Source organism: Novosphingobium terrae, from assembly GCF_017163935.1.
GTDB classification, from domain to species: domain Bacteria; phylum Pseudomonadota; class Alphaproteobacteria; order Sphingomonadales; family Sphingomonadaceae; genus Novosphingobium; species Novosphingobium terrae.
Window position 1 is genome coordinate 3866017 of sequence record NZ_JABVZR010000001.1, and the last position, 17947, is coordinate 3883963.

Annotated in this window: 16 protein-coding genes; 12 read left to right on the forward strand and 4 right to left on the reverse strand. The window is 65.5% G+C overall.

The features are described from left to right. Nucleotide 1: 1 nt before the first annotated feature. From HGK27_RS17240 to arfB, 3 genes are read left to right on the forward strand one after another with little or no spacing between them, the layout of a single operon-like run. Nucleotides 2-1183: a pyridoxal phosphate-dependent aminotransferase gene (locus tag HGK27_RS17240; RefSeq protein ID WP_241127409.1), complete on the forward strand. Its 1182-nt coding sequence runs from the start codon at nt 2-4 to the stop codon at nt 1181-1183. Next, complete coding sequence (locus HGK27_RS17245) at nt 1180-1842, forward strand: RluA family pseudouridine synthase (RefSeq protein ID WP_206242142.1); 663 nt, start codon at nt 1180-1182, stop codon at nt 1840-1842. The genes HGK27_RS17240 and HGK27_RS17245 overlap by 4 nt, the downstream gene beginning before the upstream one ends. After that, nucleotides 1839-2261 carry an alternative ribosome rescue aminoacyl-tRNA hydrolase ArfB gene (gene arfB, locus HGK27_RS17250; protein WP_206242144.1) on the forward strand — a complete coding sequence of 141 codons (423 nt, stop codon included), beginning with the start codon at nt 1839-1841 and terminating at the stop codon, nt 2259-2261. Before HGK27_RS17245 ends, arfB begins: the two co-directional genes overlap by 4 nt. 259 nt (nt 2262-2520) lie before the next feature. Here the strand turns inward: arfB and HGK27_RS17255 are convergent, their stop codons facing one another. Continuing rightward, nucleotides 2521-2769: a hypothetical protein gene (locus HGK27_RS17255; protein WP_206242146.1), complete on the reverse strand. Its 249-nt coding sequence runs from the start codon at nt 2767-2769 to the stop codon at nt 2521-2523. Between the two features lie 143 nt (nt 2770-2912). Between HGK27_RS17255 and HGK27_RS17260 the strand changes: the two genes are divergently transcribed. The 8 genes from HGK27_RS17260 to HGK27_RS17295 all read left to right on the forward strand — a co-directional run bounded on the left by HGK27_RS17260 (nt 2913) and on the right by HGK27_RS17295 (nt 13337). Beyond that, a complete protein-coding gene (locus HGK27_RS17260) occupies nt 2913-3890 on the forward strand; it encodes an ArsR/SmtB family transcription factor (RefSeq protein WP_206242148.1) in 978 nt (325 codons plus the stop codon). Between the two features lie 9 nt (nt 3891-3899). Further along, on the forward strand, nt 3900-4835 hold the full coding sequence (gene metF / locus HGK27_RS17265) for a methylenetetrahydrofolate reductase [NAD(P)H] (protein WP_206242150.1): 936 nt from the start codon (nt 3900-3902) through the stop codon (nt 4833-4835). Then, complete coding sequence (locus HGK27_RS17270) at nt 4832-5893, forward strand: homocysteine S-methyltransferase family protein (RefSeq protein WP_206242152.1); 1062 nt, start codon at nt 4832-4834, stop codon at nt 5891-5893. The genes metF and HGK27_RS17270 overlap by 4 nt, the downstream gene beginning before the upstream one ends. A 5-nt stretch (nt 5894-5898) precedes the next feature. Continuing rightward, on the forward strand, nt 5899-8511 hold the full coding sequence (gene metH / locus HGK27_RS17275; protein ID WP_206242153.1) for a methionine synthase: 2613 nt from the start codon (nt 5899-5901) through the stop codon (nt 8509-8511). A gap of 290 nt (nt 8512-8801) precedes the next feature. Beyond that, nucleotides 8802-10586: a DNA helicase RecQ gene (recQ, locus tag HGK27_RS17280; protein ID WP_206242155.1), complete on the forward strand. Its 1785-nt coding sequence runs from the start codon at nt 8802-8804 to the stop codon at nt 10584-10586. A gap of 348 nt (nt 10587-10934) precedes the next feature. Beyond that, nucleotides 10935-12158, forward strand: a complete 1224-nt coding sequence (locus tag HGK27_RS17285) for an acyltransferase family protein (RefSeq protein WP_206242156.1) — start codon at nt 10935-10937, stop codon at nt 12156-12158. 70 nt (nt 12159-12228) lie between these two features. Continuing rightward, nucleotides 12229-12852 carry a 6-phosphogluconolactonase gene (locus HGK27_RS17290; protein ID WP_206242158.1) on the forward strand — a complete coding sequence of 208 codons (624 nt, stop codon included), beginning with the start codon at nt 12229-12231 and terminating at the stop codon, nt 12850-12852. Further along, a complete protein-coding gene (locus HGK27_RS17295; RefSeq protein WP_241127266.1) occupies nt 12840-13337 on the forward strand; it encodes an NUDIX domain-containing protein in 498 nt (165 codons plus the stop codon). Before HGK27_RS17290 ends, HGK27_RS17295 begins: the two co-directional genes overlap by 13 nt. Nucleotides 13338-13589: 252 nt before the next feature. Here HGK27_RS17295 and dinB read toward each other — a convergent pair whose 3' ends face one another. Both dinB and HGK27_RS17305 read right to left on the reverse strand, forming a co-directional pair. Then, the gene (dinB, locus tag HGK27_RS17300; protein WP_407674627.1) at nt 13590-14732 is read right to left on the reverse strand and encodes a DNA polymerase IV; all 1143 of its coding nucleotides are present in this window, start codon (nt 14730-14732) and stop codon (nt 13590-13592) included. A gap of 114 nt (nt 14733-14846) precedes the next feature. After that, entirely contained in the window at nt 14847-15203 is a 357-nt protein-coding gene (locus HGK27_RS17305; RefSeq protein WP_206242159.1) for a UrcA family protein, read from the reverse strand. Between the two features lie 244 nt (nt 15204-15447). Between HGK27_RS17305 and HGK27_RS17310 the strand changes: the two genes are divergently transcribed. Beyond that, nucleotides 15448-16746: a multidrug effflux MFS transporter gene (locus HGK27_RS17310; RefSeq protein ID WP_241127267.1), complete on the forward strand. Its 1299-nt coding sequence runs from the start codon at nt 15448-15450 to the stop codon at nt 16744-16746. Nucleotides 16747-16971: 225 nt separating this feature from the next. Here the strand turns inward: HGK27_RS17310 and HGK27_RS17315 are convergent, their stop codons facing one another. Beyond that, the gene (locus tag HGK27_RS17315) at nt 16972-17940 is read right to left on the reverse strand and encodes a phytoene/squalene synthase family protein (protein ID WP_206242161.1); all 969 of its coding nucleotides are present in this window, start codon (nt 17938-17940) and stop codon (nt 16972-16974) included. Between the last annotated feature and the right edge of the window lie 7 nt (nt 17941-17947).

Here is a 17947-nt window from a genome sequence, read left to right on the forward strand (position 1 = left end):
GATGACCGACACGACGATTTCAGCGGCTCTGGCCCGCATCCAGCCCTCGCAGACCAATGCGATGACCGACCGCGCCTTCGAACTGCGCGCCGCCGGGGCCGACATCATCTCGCTTTCCGTGGGCGAACCAGACTTCCCGACGCCGCCCCATGTGATCGAGGCCGCCAACGCCGCCATGCTGGCCGGCGAAACGCGCTACACCGCCGTGGCTGGCACCGCCAAGCTGCGCGAAGCCGCCGCGCTGCACTTCCAGCGCGATCTGGGCATCACCGTGCCGCCCGCGCAGGTACTGGTCTCCACCGGGGGCAAGCAATCGGTGTTCCTGTGCCTGACAGCCACGCTCAACCCCGGCGACGAGGTGGTGGTGCCCGCGCCATGGTGGGTCTCCTACCCCGAAATCGTCCGCTTTTCCGGCGCCGAGGTGGTGAAAGTCGCAACCACGCCTGCCAGCGGCTTCCGCATGAGCGCTGACCAACTGGAGGCGGCGATCACGCCGAAAACCCGCTGGCTGCTGCTCAACAGCCCCGGCAACCCCACCGGCGCCACCTACAGCGCGCAGGAACTGCTCAGCTTCGCCGAAGTCCTGCGCCGCCACCCGCGCGTGCTGGTGATGAGCGACGACATCTACGCCCCGCTGCGTTACGGCGAGGGCGCGCATGCCACGCTGGCCGCCCTCGCCCCCGATCTGGCGGAACGCATCGTCACCATCTCGGGCGTCTCCAAAAGCCACGCCATGACCGGCTTCCGCATCGGCGTCGCCGCTGGCCCGGCCTGGCTGATCGGCGCCATGACCCGCCTGCAGAGCCATATCACCGGCAATGCCAGCTCGGTCAGCCAGGCCGCCGCCGTCGCCGCCTTCACCGGGCCGCAAGAGTTTCTGCTCGACTGGCGCGAACGCTTCCGCGCCCGGCGCGACGCCGTGGTCGCCGCAATCAACGCCATCCCCGGCCTCTCCACCCCCGTGCCCGATGGCGCTTTCTATTGCATGGTGGACGCCACGCCCCATATGGCGCGCTTCGGCGACGACAATGCGCTGGCCATGCACCTGCTGGAGCATGGCGTGGCGGTCGTCTCCGCATCGGCCTTCGACGGGCAGGACGGCTTCCGCATCTCCTTCGCCGCCGATGACGCCACCCTTGAAACCGCCATCGCGCGCATAGCCAAAGCACTGGAATCCCAATGACTCTCCCCATCCTCTTCGAAGACGGCGAGGCGCTGGTGATCGACAAGCCCGCCGGCCTGCCGCTCGACATGCCCCGCGCGGGCGGCGTCAGCCTCGAAAACCACCTCGATTCGCTGCGCCTGGGCTTTGCCCGCGCCCCCGCCCCCGTCCACCGGCTGGACCGCGACACCTCCGGCTGCCTGCTGCTGGCCCGCAACCCCAAGGCCCTGAAGCGCTATTCCGCCGCCTTCGAGGAGCGCGTGGTGGAAAAGGTCTATCTCGGCATCGTCGCGGGCAAGATCGAGGAGGACAAGGGCGTCATCGAGCTGGCCCTCTCCAAGATTTCCAGCGCGGCGGCCGGCTGGCGCATGATCCCGGCGAAAAAGGGCAAGCCCGCCCTCACCCGCTGGCGCAAGCTGGCCGAGAATGAGGCCGGAACCCTCGTGGAATTCCGCCCCGAAACCGGCCGCACCCACCAGATTCGCGTCCACGCCCTGCACGGGCTGGGCATCGCGCTGCTGGGCGACCCCATCTATGGCGAGCGTCTCTCCAGCGGCGCCACGGCGGCGCGCACCATGCTCCACGCCGCCAGCCTGACCGTGCCGCGCCCCGGCAAGGACCCCATCGAGGCCCACGCCCCGCTGCCCGGCGACTTCCTCTCGCTGGGCTTCGCGGTGTGACGACGGATCAGGTCGAGGGCGCGATCAACCGCGCCTTCGCCGCCGTCAGCGAGAGCTTTATCACCGCCACCGGGCCGGGCGGGCAGAACGTGAACAAGGTGGCCACCGCCGTGCAGTTGCGCGTGAGCATCTATGCGCTGCGCCTGCCGCCTTTGGTTTTTGACCGGATGAAGGCACTGGCCGGATCGCGGTTGACCGATGCGGGGGAGATTCTTTTGGTCGCCCGCCGGTTTCGTACTCAGGAATCCAATCGGTCCGATGCTCGTGAAAGGCTGGCAGAGCTGATCCGTGAGGCCTTCAAGCTGCCCGAAAAGCGCGTGAAGAGCCGGTTGAACCGGGTCGGGAAAACGGCTCGGCTGGAGGGGAAGAAGATTCGCGGGGCCGTTAAGGCTGGGCGGGGGAAGGTTTCCTTCGATTGAAGAAGGTTTGAAGGGATAGATGCGAGGGCCATCGCCCTCGCGCTCCCTTTAATGTCTGCCTCAGCGCCACGGGTTCAGCGTTGCGCCCAGCTTGCCGCGCCGCAGGCAGCATTCCCCGCGCAGTGCTAGCGGATTGAGAGCCTGCGGCGCCAGAGGTCGCGCAGATGGAGAGATCGGGCGCAACAATGCGGCGCCCTTGCCCTATCGTCGGAAGACGTTCCGGGAGCGCGAAGGGGGTAACCCCCTCGCATCTTCCTTCTTATTCCCCTGAACTGGCTGCCTGAACTTGAGGCTGAGCCTGAGCCTGCACCGGCGCCCCGGCATCAGCTGAATCCGCCACCGGCCCCACGCCTGCGGGCAGGCCGCTCAGCGCTTCCTCGGCAGGGATTTCCACATTGTCGGCGGAGGCGGCGTCCGAGGCCTTGTCGGCATGGCCGCAAGCGGCGAGTGCCAGTGCCAGACCGGCTCCCAAAGCGGCGCGGAAAACGGGGGTTTGGGAAAGGGTCATGCTGGTCCTCGGGGTAACACTGTCTGGATGTTACTCTAGAAGCGCGTTTGGCAAACCGCAAAGGGCGTTGCAATCATATAAAGATATCTTTATATGCCTTCTCACACGAGGCCCAGAGACCCACATACGAGACCATTGGCGCCATGCAGATCGACCCCATCCTCCGCGCGCTGGCAGACCCGACCCGGCTGCGCATCATGCGCCTGCTTTCGGCGATGGAGCTGGCTGTGGGCGAATTGGCACAGGTGCTGGCGCAAAGCCAGCCGCGCGTGTCGCGCCATGTCAAAATCCTTTGCGATGCAGGGCTGGCGGAAAGGCGCAAGGAGGGCAGCTGGGTCTTCCTGAAAAGCGCCATTGCCGAGGATAAGGATCTGGCCGCGCCAACGCTGGGCGGGGCCACCACCCGCCTGCTGGCCGCCGCCGAGCATGACGATGCCGCTTTCGCCGCGCGTTGTGGCGAGGACCGGCGGCATCTGGCCGCAATCCGCGCCGCGCGCGAAACCAGCGCGGCGGCCTATTTCGAGCGCAACGCCGTGCAGTGGGACGAGCTGCGCAGCCTGCTTTCGGACGATGCTCCGGTGGAGGCGGCTTTGGAAGGCGCTCTGCTCGAAAATGGCAATCTGGGCGCGATGTTGGATGTCGGCACGGGCACGGGCCGCATGGCAGAGCTGTTCAGCCCCCATGCCAGCCATGTCACCGCCTTCGACAAGAGCCCGGAGATGCTGCGGATTGCGCGGGCTCGCCTGCAGCATCTGCCCACAGCGGAGGTGACGCTGGTGCAGGGCGATTTCACCGATCTGCCCTTCAAACCGGCGGCCTTCGACACGGTGTTGTTCCATCAGGTGCTGCATTTCGCGCAGGCGCCAGAGGTGGTGCTGGCTCAGGCGGCGCGCGTCACGCGGCCCGGTGGGCGCATCGCGGTGGTCGATCTCGCGGCGCATGAGCGGGAGGAGATGCGCTCCGTTCACGCCCATGCGCGTCTGGGTTTTACCGATGGCCAGATGGCCGAGCTTTTCTCGGGCGCGGGTTTCGAGCCTGCCGCCCCCCTCGCGCTGCCCGGCGGGCAGCTGACCGTCAAGATCTGGACCGGGCAGCGGACTGACGCTGCCGCCGCTGCATAAGGCTTTGATATGATTGCCACCTATGATGCGCTGCGCGAGGCTCGCACCGCTTTGGATACGCCGCTTTTCGCTGGTCTGCCCGGCGATATTCGCGTGTCTTTCGAATTTTTCCCGCCCAAGACCGATGCGATGATGACCCAGCTGTGGGACACGGTGACCACGCTGGCCCCGCTGGCGCCCGAGTTCGTCTCGGTGACCTATGGCGCGGGCGGATCGACCCGCGACCGCACCCATGACACGGTGGCCCGCATCATCAGCGAGGCCAAGCTACCCGCCGCCGCGCATCTCACCTGTGTGGACGCCACCAAGGCCGAAATCCGCGAGGTGGCGGAGGCCTATTGGCAGGCGGGCGTGCGCCATATCGTGGCGCTGCGCGGCGATATGGGCCAGCCGGGCGTGCCCTTCACCCCGCATCCCGAGGGCTATGCCAATGCCGCCGAGTTGGTGGCTGGCCTGAAGCAGATCGCGCCGTTTGAAATCTCGGTCGCCGCCTATCCCGAGCGCCATCCGGATTCGCTCGATCTGGTCGCCGATCTCGACAATCTGAAGCGCAAGCTGGATGCCGGGGCCACCCGCGCCATCAGCCAGTTCTTCTTCGAGCCGGAAACCTTCTTCCGTTTCCGCGATGCGCTGGCCGCCGCTGGCATCGATGCGCCGGTGCTGCCGGGTATTCTGCCGGTGACCAACTTCGCGCAGGCCCGCAAGTTCGCCGCCGCCTGTGGCGCGGCGATACCGGCATGGATGGAAGGCCTGTTCGAAGGGCTCGACAAGCATCCCGGCTCGCGCCAGCTGGTGGCCGCCACTCTGGCCGCCGAGTTCTGCCGCCGCCTCTATGCTGGCGGGGTGCGCGATTTCCACTTCTACACGCTGAATCGCGCCGAATTGTCCTATGCCATCAGCCATCTGCTGGGCCTGCGCCCCAAGGTTTCGGAGATCGCCGCATGACCATCACCCCCTCCGCAGCCCGCAAGGCCTTCCTTGAGCAGGCCGCCCAGCGCCTGCTGATCACCGACGGCGCCTTCGGCACGGAAATCCAGAACTTCAAGCTGAGCGAGGCCGATTACGCGGGCTCGCTGGGCCTCTCCCACGACCAGAAGGGCAACAACGACATCCTCGCGCTCACCAAGCCCGAGGTGCCGGAATCGATCCACCGCGCCTATTTCGAGGCCGGGGCCGATATTGCCGAAACCAACACCTTCTCGGCCAACCGCATCTCTCAGGCCGATTACGGCGCCGAGCATCTGGTGCGCGAGATCAATGTCGCCAGCGCCCAGCTCGCCCGCCGCATGGCCGATGAGTATCAGGCCAAGGATGGCCGCCCGCGCTTTGTGGCCGGCGCCATCGGGCCGACGAACAAGACGCTCTCGCTCTCGCCCGATGTGAACGATCCGGGCTATCGCGAGGTCGATTGGGACACGATGGTTGATGTCTATCTGGAGCAGGCCCGCGCGCTGGTCGAGGGCGGCGCGGACTTCATCCTGATCGAGACGGTGTTCGACACGCTCAACGCCAAGGCCGGGATCATGGCGGTCAAAAAGCTGGAGCAGGAGCTGGGCCGCGAGGTGCCGATCATGCTCTCCATGACGCTGACCGACCTGTCGGGCCGCAATCTCTCGGGTCACACTGCGGAGGCCTTCTGGCACGCCGTGCGCCACGCCAAGCCGCTGACCATCGGGCTGAATTGCTCGTTCGGCGCCACGCAGCTGCGTCCGCATGTGAAGCTGCTGAGCGAAATCTCCGACACGCTGATCATGATCTACCCCAACGCCGGTCTGCCCAACGAGCTGGGCGCCTATGACGAAATGCCCGAGACCACCGCTGGCCTTGTGAAAGAATGGGCCGATGCGGGTCAGGTCAATGTGCTCGGCGGCTGCTGCGGCTCCACGCCCGCGCATATCGGCGCGATGGCACGGGCTGTTACCGGCCTGTCGCCGCGCCATGCGCCCACCCTTTCGCATGTCACCCGCCTTGCGGGCCTTGAACCCTTCACCATGGCCGAGTGACCCACATGACCACGCAATCTTCCAGCCGTTTCGTCAATGTCGGCGAGCGTACCAATGTCACCGGCTCGGCGGCTTTCAAGAAGCTGATCCTCAACGGCGATTACAACAAGGCCATCGAGGTCGCCCGCAATCAGGTGGATGCCGGCGCGCAGGTGATCGACGTCAATATGGACGAGGGCCTGCTCGACGCTGTCGAGGCGATGACCACCTTCCTCAAGCTGATCGCGGCGGAGCCGGACATCGCCCGCGTGCCGGTGATGATCGACAGCTCCAAATGGGAGGTGATCGAGGCCGGTCTGAAATGCGTCTCGGGCAAGCCGATCGTCAATTCGATCAGCATGAAAGAGGGCGAGGAGGCCTTCCTGCATCACGCCCGCCTCTGCATGGATTACGGCGCTGCCGTGGTCGTCATGGCCTTTGACGAAAAGGGTCAGGCCGACACCAAGGCGCGCAAGATCGAGATTTGCCAGCGCGCCTACAAGCTGCTGACCGGCATCGGCTTCCCGCCCGAGGATATCATCTTCGATCCCAACGTCTTCGCTGTCGCCACCGGCATCGAGGAGCATGACAATTACGGCGTGGACTTTATCGAGGCCACCCGCGAGATCACCGCGACCTGCCCGCATGTGCATATCAGCGGCGGCCTCTCGAACCTGTCGTTCTCCTTCCGCGGCAATGAGCCGGTGCGCCGCGCGATGCACTCCGTGTTCCTCTATCACGCGATCCCCGCTGGCATGGATATGGCCATCGTCAACGCAGGCCAGCTGGACATCTACGACCAGATCGACCGCAAGCTGCGCGATGCCTGCGAGGATGTGATCCTCAACCGCCCGCAGGTCGGTGAGGAAACCAACACCGAAAAGCTGATCGCCATCGCCGAGACCTTCAAGGGCACGGACAAGGCGGCGGAAAAGGCCGCCGAGGAATGGCGTAGCTATGATGTGGTGAAGCGCCTCGAACATGCGCTGGTGAAGGGCATCGACGCCTATATCGTTGATGACACCGAGGAAGCCCGCGCCGCCATCGCCGCGCGCGGCGGGCGCCCCATCGAGGTGATCGAAGGCCCGCTGATGGGCGGTATGAACACCGTGGGCGACCTGTTCGGCTCGGGCCAGATGTTCCTGCCTCAGGTGGTGAAATCGGCCCGCGTGATGAAGAAGGCCGTGGCCCACCTCATCCCCTTTATCGAGGCGGAGAAGGAAGAAGGCGCCAAGGCCAAGGGCCGCATCATCATGGCCACCGTGAAGGGCGACGTTCACGATATCGGCAAGAACATCGTGGGCGTGGTGCTTCAGTGCAACGGCTATGAAGTGCTGGACATGGGCGTGATGGTGCCCTGGGCGACCATCCTCGACCTCGCCCAGAAGGAGCAGGTGGATATGATCGGCCTGTCAGGCCTGATCACGCCCTCGCTGGACGAAATGGTGACGGTGGCCGAGGAAATGCAGCGCGCAGGGATGACCATGCCCCTGCTGATCGGCGGCGCGACGACCTCGAAAGTCCACACGGCGCTGCGCATCGACCCGGCCTATGACGGCCCGGTGATCCATGTGCTGGACGCCAGCCGCGCCGTGGGCGTCGCCAGCCAGCTGCTCTCCGACACGCAGGCCGACGGCTTTATCGAGGCCACCGCCGCCGAATACGAAGCCACCCGCATCGCCCGCGCGGGCCGGGGCAAATCGAAGCTGGTCCCGCTGGAAGAGGCCCGCGCCAACGCCTATGCGCCCGATTTCGCGCAGAAGCCCGCAGCCCCGCTGCAGCCCGGCATCCACCGTTTCGACGACTGGGATCTGGCCGATCTGGCCGAATACATCGACTGGACGCCCTTCTTCCGGGCGTGGGAACTGGCGGGCGTCTATCCCGCGATCCTCGACGATGCGGTGGTGGGCGAAAGCGCCCGCAACCTCTTCGCTGACGCGCAGGCGATGCTGAAGCAGATCATCGAGGACAAGTGGCTCACCGCTCGCGCCGTCGCCGGTTTCTGGCCCGCCGTGCGCGATGAGGATGACATCGTGTTGCAGGATGGCACCGTGCTGCCCATGCTGCGCCAGCAATTCGCCAAATCGCGCGGCCGCGCCAACTTCTGCCTCGCGGACTTTATCGACCCCGCAGGCGACTGGCTGGGCGGTTTCGCCGTCGGCATCCACGGCATCGAGCCCCATCTGGAGCGCTTCAAGGCCGCCCACGACGATTACAACGACATCCTGCTCAAGGCCCTCGCCGACCGTTTCGCCGAAGCCTTCGCCGAGCGTCTGCACCTCCACACCCGCACCACCCTGTGGGGTTACGCACCCGACGAGCAACTCACCAACGAAGCCCTGATCCGCGAGCAGTATCGCGGCATCCGCCCGGCGCCCGGCTATCCCGCCTGCCCGGATCATTCGCTCAAGCCGATCCTGTTCGATCTGCTGGATGCCACCGAAAACGCAGGGATCACCCTGACGGAATCGCAGGCCATGCTGCCGACTTCGGCTGTCAGCGGTTTCTATTTCGCTCACCCGGAAGCGCAATATTTCGGCGTGGCAACGATCGGGACGGATCAGTTGGAAGATTACGCCGAGCGTCGGGGGGTTGATCTGGACACCGCGACGCGGTGGCTGCGCCCAAATCTGGATTAAGAACGGAAAAGAGAAGTGCGAGGGTGTTACACCCTCGCGCTCCCATGAATGTCTACGGCGCGCCACGGGTTCAGCCACAGAGCAATATCGCCGCGCCGCAGGCTTCCAAATTGCCAGCACAGCGTCTGCCCCATGGAAAACTGCCTGCGGCGCCTTAGGTCGAGCAGGTGGAGAGCCAAGGCGCCACCATCGGGCACCACTACCTTTTCGTCGGAAGACGTTCTGGGAGCGCGAGGGGGTACCCCCCTCGCATCTTCTTTTTCCCTTCTGATTCTGCCATACTCGAAACCGTGACCACTTCTGAAACCCTCCTCGACCCCATCGAAGCGCTGCATAAAACCTTCGGCTTCACCGGCTTCAGAGGCGTGCAGCAACAGGTGGTCGAACGCATTCTGGCGGGCCACTCCACGCTGGCCATCATGCCCACGGGCGCGGGTAAATCGCTGACATATCAGCTGCCAGCCACCATGCTGCCGGGCACCTGCGTCGTGGTCAGCCCCCTGATCGCGCTGATGCATGACCAGCTCCGCTCGGCCCGGGCCAATGGCATCCGCGCCGCCAGCCTGACCAGCGCGGATATGGACCGGGGGCAGACGGTCGCGCAGTTGCTCGATGGCAACCTCGACCTGCTCTATGTCGCTCCGGAACGCGCCAGCCAGAGTCATTTCCGCGACCTTCTGGAACAGGCGCATATCAGCCTGTTCGCCATCGATGAGGCGCATTGCGTATCGCAATGGGGCCACGATTTCCGCCCGGATTACCGCCTGCTGCGCCCGATGATGGACGCCTTTCCCGGCGTGCCGAGGCTGGCGCTGACGGCGACTGCCGACGAGCACACCCGCCACGATATCCTCGATCAGCTCGGCATCGCCAATGACGGCATGATCGTCGCGGGGTTTGACCGGCCGAACATCCGCTACACCATCGCCGCGCGGGACAATCCCCTGGCGCAGATCAAGCGGCTGATTGCCGACACGCCGGGCTCGGGCATTGTCTACGCCCAGACCCGCGCCGGGGTGGAGCGCATGGCCGAGGCGCTGGAGGCCACCGGGCGCGCGGTGCTGCCCTATCACGCGGGCCTGCCGCCCGAAACACGCGCCGCCAATCAGGCCGCTTTCGTGGCCTCGGAAGACATGGTGATGGTGGCCACCATCGCTTTCGGCATGGGGATCGACAAGCCGGACGTGCGCTTTGTGGCGCATGCGGGCCTGCCCAAGTCGATCGAGGCCTATTATCAGGAAACCGGCCGTGCGGGCCGCGATGGCGACCCGGCCCACGCCCTGATGCTGTGGGGCGCGGAGGATTTCGCCAAGGCCCGCCAGCGGCTGTCCGAAGTCGAGGAAGAGCGCCGCCCCGGCGAACTCGCCCGCCTGAACTCCATGGCCGCGCTGGTGGAAACCGCCGCCTGCCGCCGCGCCCTGCTGCGCCGCCATTTCGGTGAGCAGCCGCCTGCCAGTTGCGGCAATTGCGACAACTGCCTGCAGGCGCCCGATGTGATCGACGCCACCGATCTGGCGCGCAAGCTGCTCTCGGCCATCTACCGCACCGGGCAGAGCTTTGGCCTGGGCCATATCGCCAATGTGCTGACCGGGGTAGAGGACGAAAAGGTCCGCGCCCGCAGGCATGATGAGCTGACCGTCTTCAACATCGTCGATGCCGAGGAAGCGCAACTGCTGCGCCCGCTGGCCCGCGCGCTCCAAGCCCGAGGCAGCCTCGACACCACCGAGCATGGCGGTCTTCGCCTTGCGGGAGACGCCCGCGACATCCTGCGCGGCGAGGCCGCCGTGCTGATCACCCGCCCGCCACCGCGTGAAAAGGGCAAGCGCCGTGAGCGGTCCGGCAACAGCGCCAATCCTGTCAACGATCCGCTGTTCGAAGCCCTGCGCGCCTTGCGCCGCGATCTGGCCAAGGAGGGCAATGTGCCCCCCTATGTCATCTTCCATGACGCCACGCTGCGCGAGATCGCTGTGGCCCGGCCCCAGTCGCTCGATGAGTTGGGGCAGGTCAATGGCGTGGGCGCGCGCAAGCTGGAAGCCTATGGCGAGGCCTTCCTGCGCGTGGTGCGGGAGAATTAGGCCTGACTGGCAGGCCTGATCCCATACGGTTCAAAAAACGCTACTGAACAAGCCGCCAGCAAACTGTTAGAACAGAGCGACTCCGCAAGACGGAGCGAGAGGATGCCACTCAAGGCGCCTAAACAGGGAAGAACAAGCAGGCACCATCGTGTCCCGCCTCGATACAGTCGAGTAAGAATGACCGCAAATACAATAGATCAAAGGTTTTTTCTCAAGCGCCTTCTATCAATTCATCCGTTGAATTGACCCCGGCAATGCATCATAGTGCTATCAATAAAACATTAACCAACCTCTCCAAGGTCTTCACATAAAACCAGAAATCCCCCTCCAGAATGGGATGCATGAGCCATGCCTGAAACGGACATCGACTCTCATCAACTGCCGGAGAAAGCGACCGAAAAGCAGCCAGAAAAACCGGGGCTGATCCTCTCGGTTCAGGCCCTGCGCGGCCTTGCGGTGCTCTGCGTCGCCTTTCTTCACACGCATATCATTCTGACCCAGCCGGATTATGGCGGCCTGAAGATCTTCGAAACCCTCGCCCTGAAAGGCTGGACCGGCGTGGGCCTGTTCTTCACCATCAGCGGCTTCATCATCGTCCACGCCCATGCGAAGGACATCGGCCAGCCGGGCCGGATCGGGGCCTATCTCTGGCGGCGTTTCACCCGCATCTATCCGCTCTACTGGATCCTGATGAGCGGCTTTATCGCCGCCGCGCTGCTCGGGCTGGGCCATGCCGATTTCAAACTGCAACCGCTTCACCTGCTCAGCGCCTATTCGCTGCTGAGCCTGACCGATATGCCCTCCATGCCGCTGAAAGTGGCGTGGTCCCTGTTGTTCGAGGTGAAGTTCTACCTCTTCTTCATCCTCTTCCTGATCAGCCGACGCGCCGGGCTGATCACCATCGCCCTCTGGGCCGCCGCGATCATCACCCGCAACCTGTTCACCCCGCTGCCGGACTGGGGCTATATCGCGCCCGACTGGGGCATGCTGCATATCTGGAACCTCTATTTCCTGCTGGGCATGGCCAGCTGGTGGGCCTCGCGCCGCTTCAGCGCGCAATTTGGCACCGTCTTCCTGACGGCAGGCGTCCTGCTCTGCGCAGCCCTGCTGACCTTCGTCGCCCATGAAATGAGCGCCGACACCCGCAATCCACCCTTGATGGCCGCGCTGGCTCTCAGCTTCAGCCTGATCGTCACCGGCCTCGTGCTGAGCGAGAAGCGCTTCGCCTTCCGCCCCCCGGCGCTGTTTCTGAAGCTGGGTGATGCCTCTTACTCGATCTATCTCGTGCATTCGGCGGCGATTTCCTTCCTGGCGCAGGCCAATGCCAAGCTGACCGCCAAGCTGCATCTGAGCGGACTGCCACCCCATCTGCTCTTCGCGGTGATCTTCCTCACCTCGATCATCGCCGGGCTGATCTGCCATATCGTGCTGGAACAGCCGCTGACCGCCATGATCCGCAAGGCCGGCAAGATGTGGGAGGCCCGAAAGCCCCTCGCCCCGCTGCCCATTCCCCCACTGCCCGCCCCCATCGCCGCCGTTCTGGAGGGCAACAGCGCCACCCCGGCGATTTAGTCCTTTTCCCTGCACAGCATAGCTTTGCACACCGTTCCCCATGCCCGCCGCGGATGCTATCCCGGCGGGCATGGCTACCATCACCCTCACCCCCGCCGCCGATCCCGTCGCCATCGCCCAATGGCTGGCCGACCGGATCTCTGCCGCTCTGGCCAGCACCGATGGCCCCATCGCCATCACCGTGCCGGGCGGCCGCACCCCCTTCCCGGTGCTCAGCGCGCTGGTGAAGCACGATCTGCCCTTCGAGCGCGTCAGCGTCTGGCCCAATGACGACCGCATGGTGCCCGAGGATCACCCCGCCTCCAACCTCGCCAAGATCCGCGCCGTGCTGGAACCCGTCGGCGCGCAGATCGTCGGGCTGGAAGAGGGCCAGACCCCGCCCCGCTTCGCGCTGGCCCTGCTCGGCATGGGCGAGGACGGCCATATCGCCAGCCTCTTCCCCAACACCAACCCGCAGGCCACCGCCCCCGCCAGGGTGATCCGCCTGACCCCCGATCCCCTGCCCCCCGAGGCCCCCTTCGACCGCCTCTCGATGACCATCCCCTCGCTGGCCGCCTCGGACGCGATCGCCTTCCTGATCACCGGCGACGCCAAAAAGCGCGAGATCTTCGAAGCCGCCGCCGCCGGTCAGAACGACCTGCCCGTCGCCCGCCTGCTCGCCGCGACCGACCAGACGGTGACGTGCTTCTGCTGATGGCCGAGCGGCTGCTGGGCCTTGCCCCGGCGCCGCTCCATCGGTTTGCGCTGCGTCTGGCCCACAAGGTCAGGCGCCGCTGGTGGCGGATCAGAAAGCCACAACTGCAAGGCTGCCGCGTGCTGGGGATCGATGCCCAAGGCCGCGTGCTGCTGGTGCGCCACTCCTACGGCTCGGCCAACTGGATGCCGCCCGGTGGAGGCATGAAGCCAGGCGAAGACCCGCTGGTCGCTGCCGCGCGCGAGTTCCGTGAAGAGATCGGCATCGTGCTGGAAGCGCCGCATCTGGTGGCAACCACGCATGATGCGTTCCATGGGGCGGACAATGTGTCCTATGTGGTGGCCGGGCGGTGTTCCGGAGCGCCTGCGCCGGATGGGCGGGAGATCGTGGCCGCCGAGTTCTTTACGCCCGGGGAATGGCCTTCGGCCATGTCGGACTGGCTGAAGAAGCAGATGGGCGAGTGGCTGGAAGCAGAAAAGCAGTGAAATGCGAGGGTGTTACACCCTCGCGCTCCCATGAATGTCTACGGCGCGCATCGGGTTCAGCCACAGAGCAACGTCGCCGCGCCGCAGGCTTTCAAATCGCCAGCACACCCAATCATTCACTGCCTGCGGCGCCTTAGGTCGAGCAGGTGGAGAGACTGGGCGCTCCGATGCGGTGCCACTGCTTTTTCGTCGGAAGACGTTCTGGGAGCGCGAGGGGGTAACCCCCTCGCATTTCCTTCCTTCAAACCTTCTTCAAAACAACCCCAACTGCCCCCCTTCATCCACCGGAACAGGCGCTGAAACCGCCTGCTTCCCCTCCAGCGCGGACAGGGTCACCCCCATCAACCGCACCGGCTGAGGCAGCGGCAAGACCTTATCCAGCAGGTCCCCCGCCAGCCGCGCCAGTTCCTCACGCCCCTCCACCGCCCGGCTCAAAGACCGGGCGTGAGTGCGCAAGGTGAAATCCGAAAGACGCAGCTTCAGAGTCACCGTCCGCCCCCGCGCACCGACTTTCTCGATATCGTTCCACACCAGTTCAACGATATGCGCCAGAGCCCCACGCAGGCTGCTGCCGGTGGAGATATCGCGCTCGAAAGTCCGCTCGGCGCCGATGGACTTGCGCGGACGGTTGGGGCGCACGCGGCGCAGATCGATGCCCCGCGCGGCGCGATAAAGGTAATCGGCCTGAGCGCCGAAATGCTGGCGCAGGAAGGCCAGATCCTTCTCGCGCAGATCGGCGCCATTCACGATGCCCAGCGCCGCCATCTTCTCCGCCCCGCGCGGGCCCACGCCATGGAAGCGGCGCACCGGCAGGCTGGCCACGAATTGCGCGCCCTCGCCGGGGCGGATCACGCAGAGGCCGTCGGGCTTGTTCTGGTCGCTGGCCAGCTTGGCGATGAATTTGTTGTAGCTGACCCCGGCGCTGGCGGTGAGGTTGGTCTCGGCCTTGATGCGGGCGCGGATCAGCTGGGCGATGCGGGTGGCGCTGCCGATGCCTTTCAGATCTTGCGTCACATCCAGATAGGCCTCGTCCAGCGACAAGGGCTCGATCAGCGGGGTGTAATCGGCGAAGATCGCGCGGATCTGGCGCGAGACGGTGCGATAGACCTCGAAACGCGGCGGCTTGAAAATCAGGTGAGGGCACAGCCGCACCGCCTTCACGCTGGGCATGGCCGAGCGCACGCCGAACACTCGCGCTTCATAGCTGGCCGCCGCCACCACGCCGCGCGCGCGGCTGCCGCCGACGGCCACGGGCTGGCCTTTGAGGGAAGGATCGTCGCGCTGTTCGACGCTGGCGAAGAAGGCGTCCATATCGACATGGATGATCTTGCGCAGGCCCTCGGCCTCCTCGCTGTCATCATCATCGTCTGGCGCATGCGACTCCATAGCCCGCATGGTAGCGCCCCGGAGCGGGACGTGCACCGGGGCTCTACAAATCTGTCACCGGAAGATAATTGGCAGGGGGCCGGGGCGGGAGAGGCCTCCGGACGCCCCCTGCGATATGGGGGCTCAGTTGCCCAGCCCGTCGATGGCGGTGTGGCCCTGGGCGATGGCGTCGTGGCGGCAGCTCTGATAGGCGGAGGAGCGATCGGCTTCGACCGAGGCGACGCGCAGCGGTTCGCAGACGCGGGTGGCGGCGTGGGCCAGGCGGCGGTCCATGTCCTTGCGGCCCTGATCGCTGTTCAGATCCAGACCGGCATAAGACACGCGCAGGGTGGGAACGCCATTTTCGTCGATCTCGACATGATCGACCGGAGCTTCAACAGCGCTGGCATGGGCAACCATCGGGGCCATGCCGATGGCGAAGGTGGCGACAACGCCGAAGCTGGCGGCGAGGGTGGTGGCGAAACGGTTGAAATTGTTCATGATACTTCCCCTTGCTTGGTTCATCGCCGGACCATTCCAGCGGATGAAAGAGCTACAGCAGGAGGCGTGCCAATTTTAAAAAACGCCCGATTTCCGCCATTTTTGCGGTGCAACAGAAGATGAGCCGAAACTGACAAGGTAATTCACACCAAATTCATGATGTGAATTTCACCAAATCATAGGAAAATTTTCAAACACCCTAAAAGGCTGGCATAGACCGCCCCAAACCGCCATGAGACACCCCATGAACGCCCCCGAGTCCCCTCCGGCCTCCTGCGAAAAGGCCGATTCCGACAAGCCCGAACCCGAACAACCTGTCGCCCGGGCCATGGGCTCGCGCGAGTTTGTCGCGCTGATGGCCTTTATTCAGGCGCTGCAGGCGCTGTCGGTCGATTCCATGCTGCCCGCACTGGGCCATATCGCCGCCGACCTGCATGTCACCGATGCCAATCACCGCCAGCTGGTCGTGGGCATCTTCATGCTCTTCAGCGGCCTTGGCTGCCTTGTTCCCGGCGCGCTGGCAGACCGCTTCGGGCGCCGCCCGGTGCTGCTCACCTGCATGGCGCTCTATGTGCTGCTCACCACCGCCTGCGCGCTGGCGGTCAGCTTCCAGATGCTGCTGATCTCGCGCGCGCTGCTGGGGCTGGCCTGCGCGGGCTTCAACGTGCTGCCCGCCGCCATCATCCGCGACAGCTTCGAGGGCGACCGCATGGCCCGCACCCAGTCGCTGGTGGCGATGGTCTTCATGGTGGTGCCGATGATGGCCCCCAGCGTGGGGCAAGCGGTGCTGCTGGCCGCCAGCTGGCGCTGGATCTTCGGCGTGATGGGGCTGATGGGGCTGATCGTGTCGATCTGGGCCGTGCTGCGCCTGCCCGAAACGCTCCACCCGCAATACCGCCAGAGCATCGAGATCACCCGCCTGACCCGCACCATGGGCGAGGTCATCACCAACCGCGCCGCCATCGGCTATGTCATCGCCAATGCGCTGGTGACCGGCGCGCTGCTTGGCTACATCAACTCCGCCCAGCAGCTGGTGGCCGAGCATTTCGGCGCCGGCGCCCGCTTCCCGCTGATCTTCGCCGGCATGGCGCTGACCATGGCCCTTACCGCCTTTATCAACTCGCGCATCGTGATGCGGATGGGGGCGCGGCGCGTGTCGCACGGGGCGCTGCTGGTCTATATCTGCACCAGCCTGCTCCAGTGGAAGATGGCAGGCCCCGGCGAGACGATCTGGGAATTCCTGCCGCTGATGACACTGAACATGTGCCTCTCCGGCTTCCTTGGCGCCAACTTCTCCTCGATCGCGCTGCAGCCCTTTGCGCGCACGGCGGGGGCGGCGGCCTCGATTCAGGTGTTCATCCGGATCGTGGGCGGGTCGGTGCTGGGGATCATCATCGGCAATGCCTTCGATGGCACGGCGCGCCCTCTGGCCTTTGCTCTGGCGAGCGCCGGGGTGCTGACTCTGGGCCTGCTGCTGTTCAGCGAGAAGGGGCAGCTGTTCAAGCGGCGCAATCCGCCGGGGTTGCCGCGGCAGGTGGCTTAAGGGGTTTTAGAAAGGGAATTCTTGAGGGCGTTACGCCCTCAAACTCCCATAACGTCTCCCGACGAAGCGGTAGTGGTGCCCGATCCTCGCGCCCGACCTCGCCGCCCCGCAGGGAATAATTGCCTCCGGCGGCGGGACGTTTGCGCTGTGATCAGGCTTGGCGCTTCATTCATGTCGGAAGACGTAACGGGGGTGCAGGGGGCGTAACGCCCCCTGCTTATTCCCTTAAACCCTTGCCACAGCCCCGGCCAGAACACCCCGCCCATAAGGCACCGGCGCCACATCGGCAGGATGAGGCATAATCCCCAACCACCGCGCCTTGGCCGCCTGAGCCCCGGCGCGCAACAGCAGCCCCAGCTTCTCCGGCCTGCTGGTCGTCACACGCGCGTCCCATGCCCGCGCCCGCTTGGTGGCGACCTTGCGCGCGATGGCGCCGTAAATCCCGGCAGCCGCCAGCACCGACCACTGACTGCGCAAAGGCAACCGCGCCGCGCCAACGCGCGCGCTGGCTTCATAGCGCCCGGCCATGGCACACAGGCGCGCCACCATCGCCACCAGCGCCTCCCGGTTTTCAGGGGCCATCAGCGCTTCGGGGGCAACGCCGGCTTCCTCAAGCCATTGCGTCGGCAGGTAGATGCGCCCGGCGGCGTGGTCCTCGGCAATGTCGCGGGCGATGTTGCCCAGCTGGAAGGCAATGCCCAGATCGCTGGCGCGGTTGAGCGTATCGGCATCCTCGCGGTCCACGCCCATCACCAGCGCCATCAGCACGCCCACCGCGCCTGCCACATGATAGCAATAGGCCAGCATGTCGCGCTCGGTCCGGGGGTGCCAACCGTTGGTGTCGAGGGCGAAACCGGCGATCACATCGCCCGTATGCACCGCGCCGATGCCGCATTCGGCGGCCACCACGCCGAGGCAGTCGAAAGCCTCGCGCCCCGCACCACGCCCGCCCAGCGCCAGGGCGGTCAGGCGGCGGATTTCGCGCAGGCGGCCATCGGCGCCCGTCTGATCGCCCAGCGCGCCGCCATGGTCCTGCGCATCGGCAAGATCATCGCAGGCGCGGCACCAGGCGTAGAGCATCCAGACCCTTTCGCGCACATCGCGCCCCATCAGCTGGCTGGCGGTGGCAAAGCTTTTGGAGCCTCGCCGGATGCTGCCGTAAGCAGCCTCCACCAGCGCTGAACGGGGGGGCAAGGTGCGC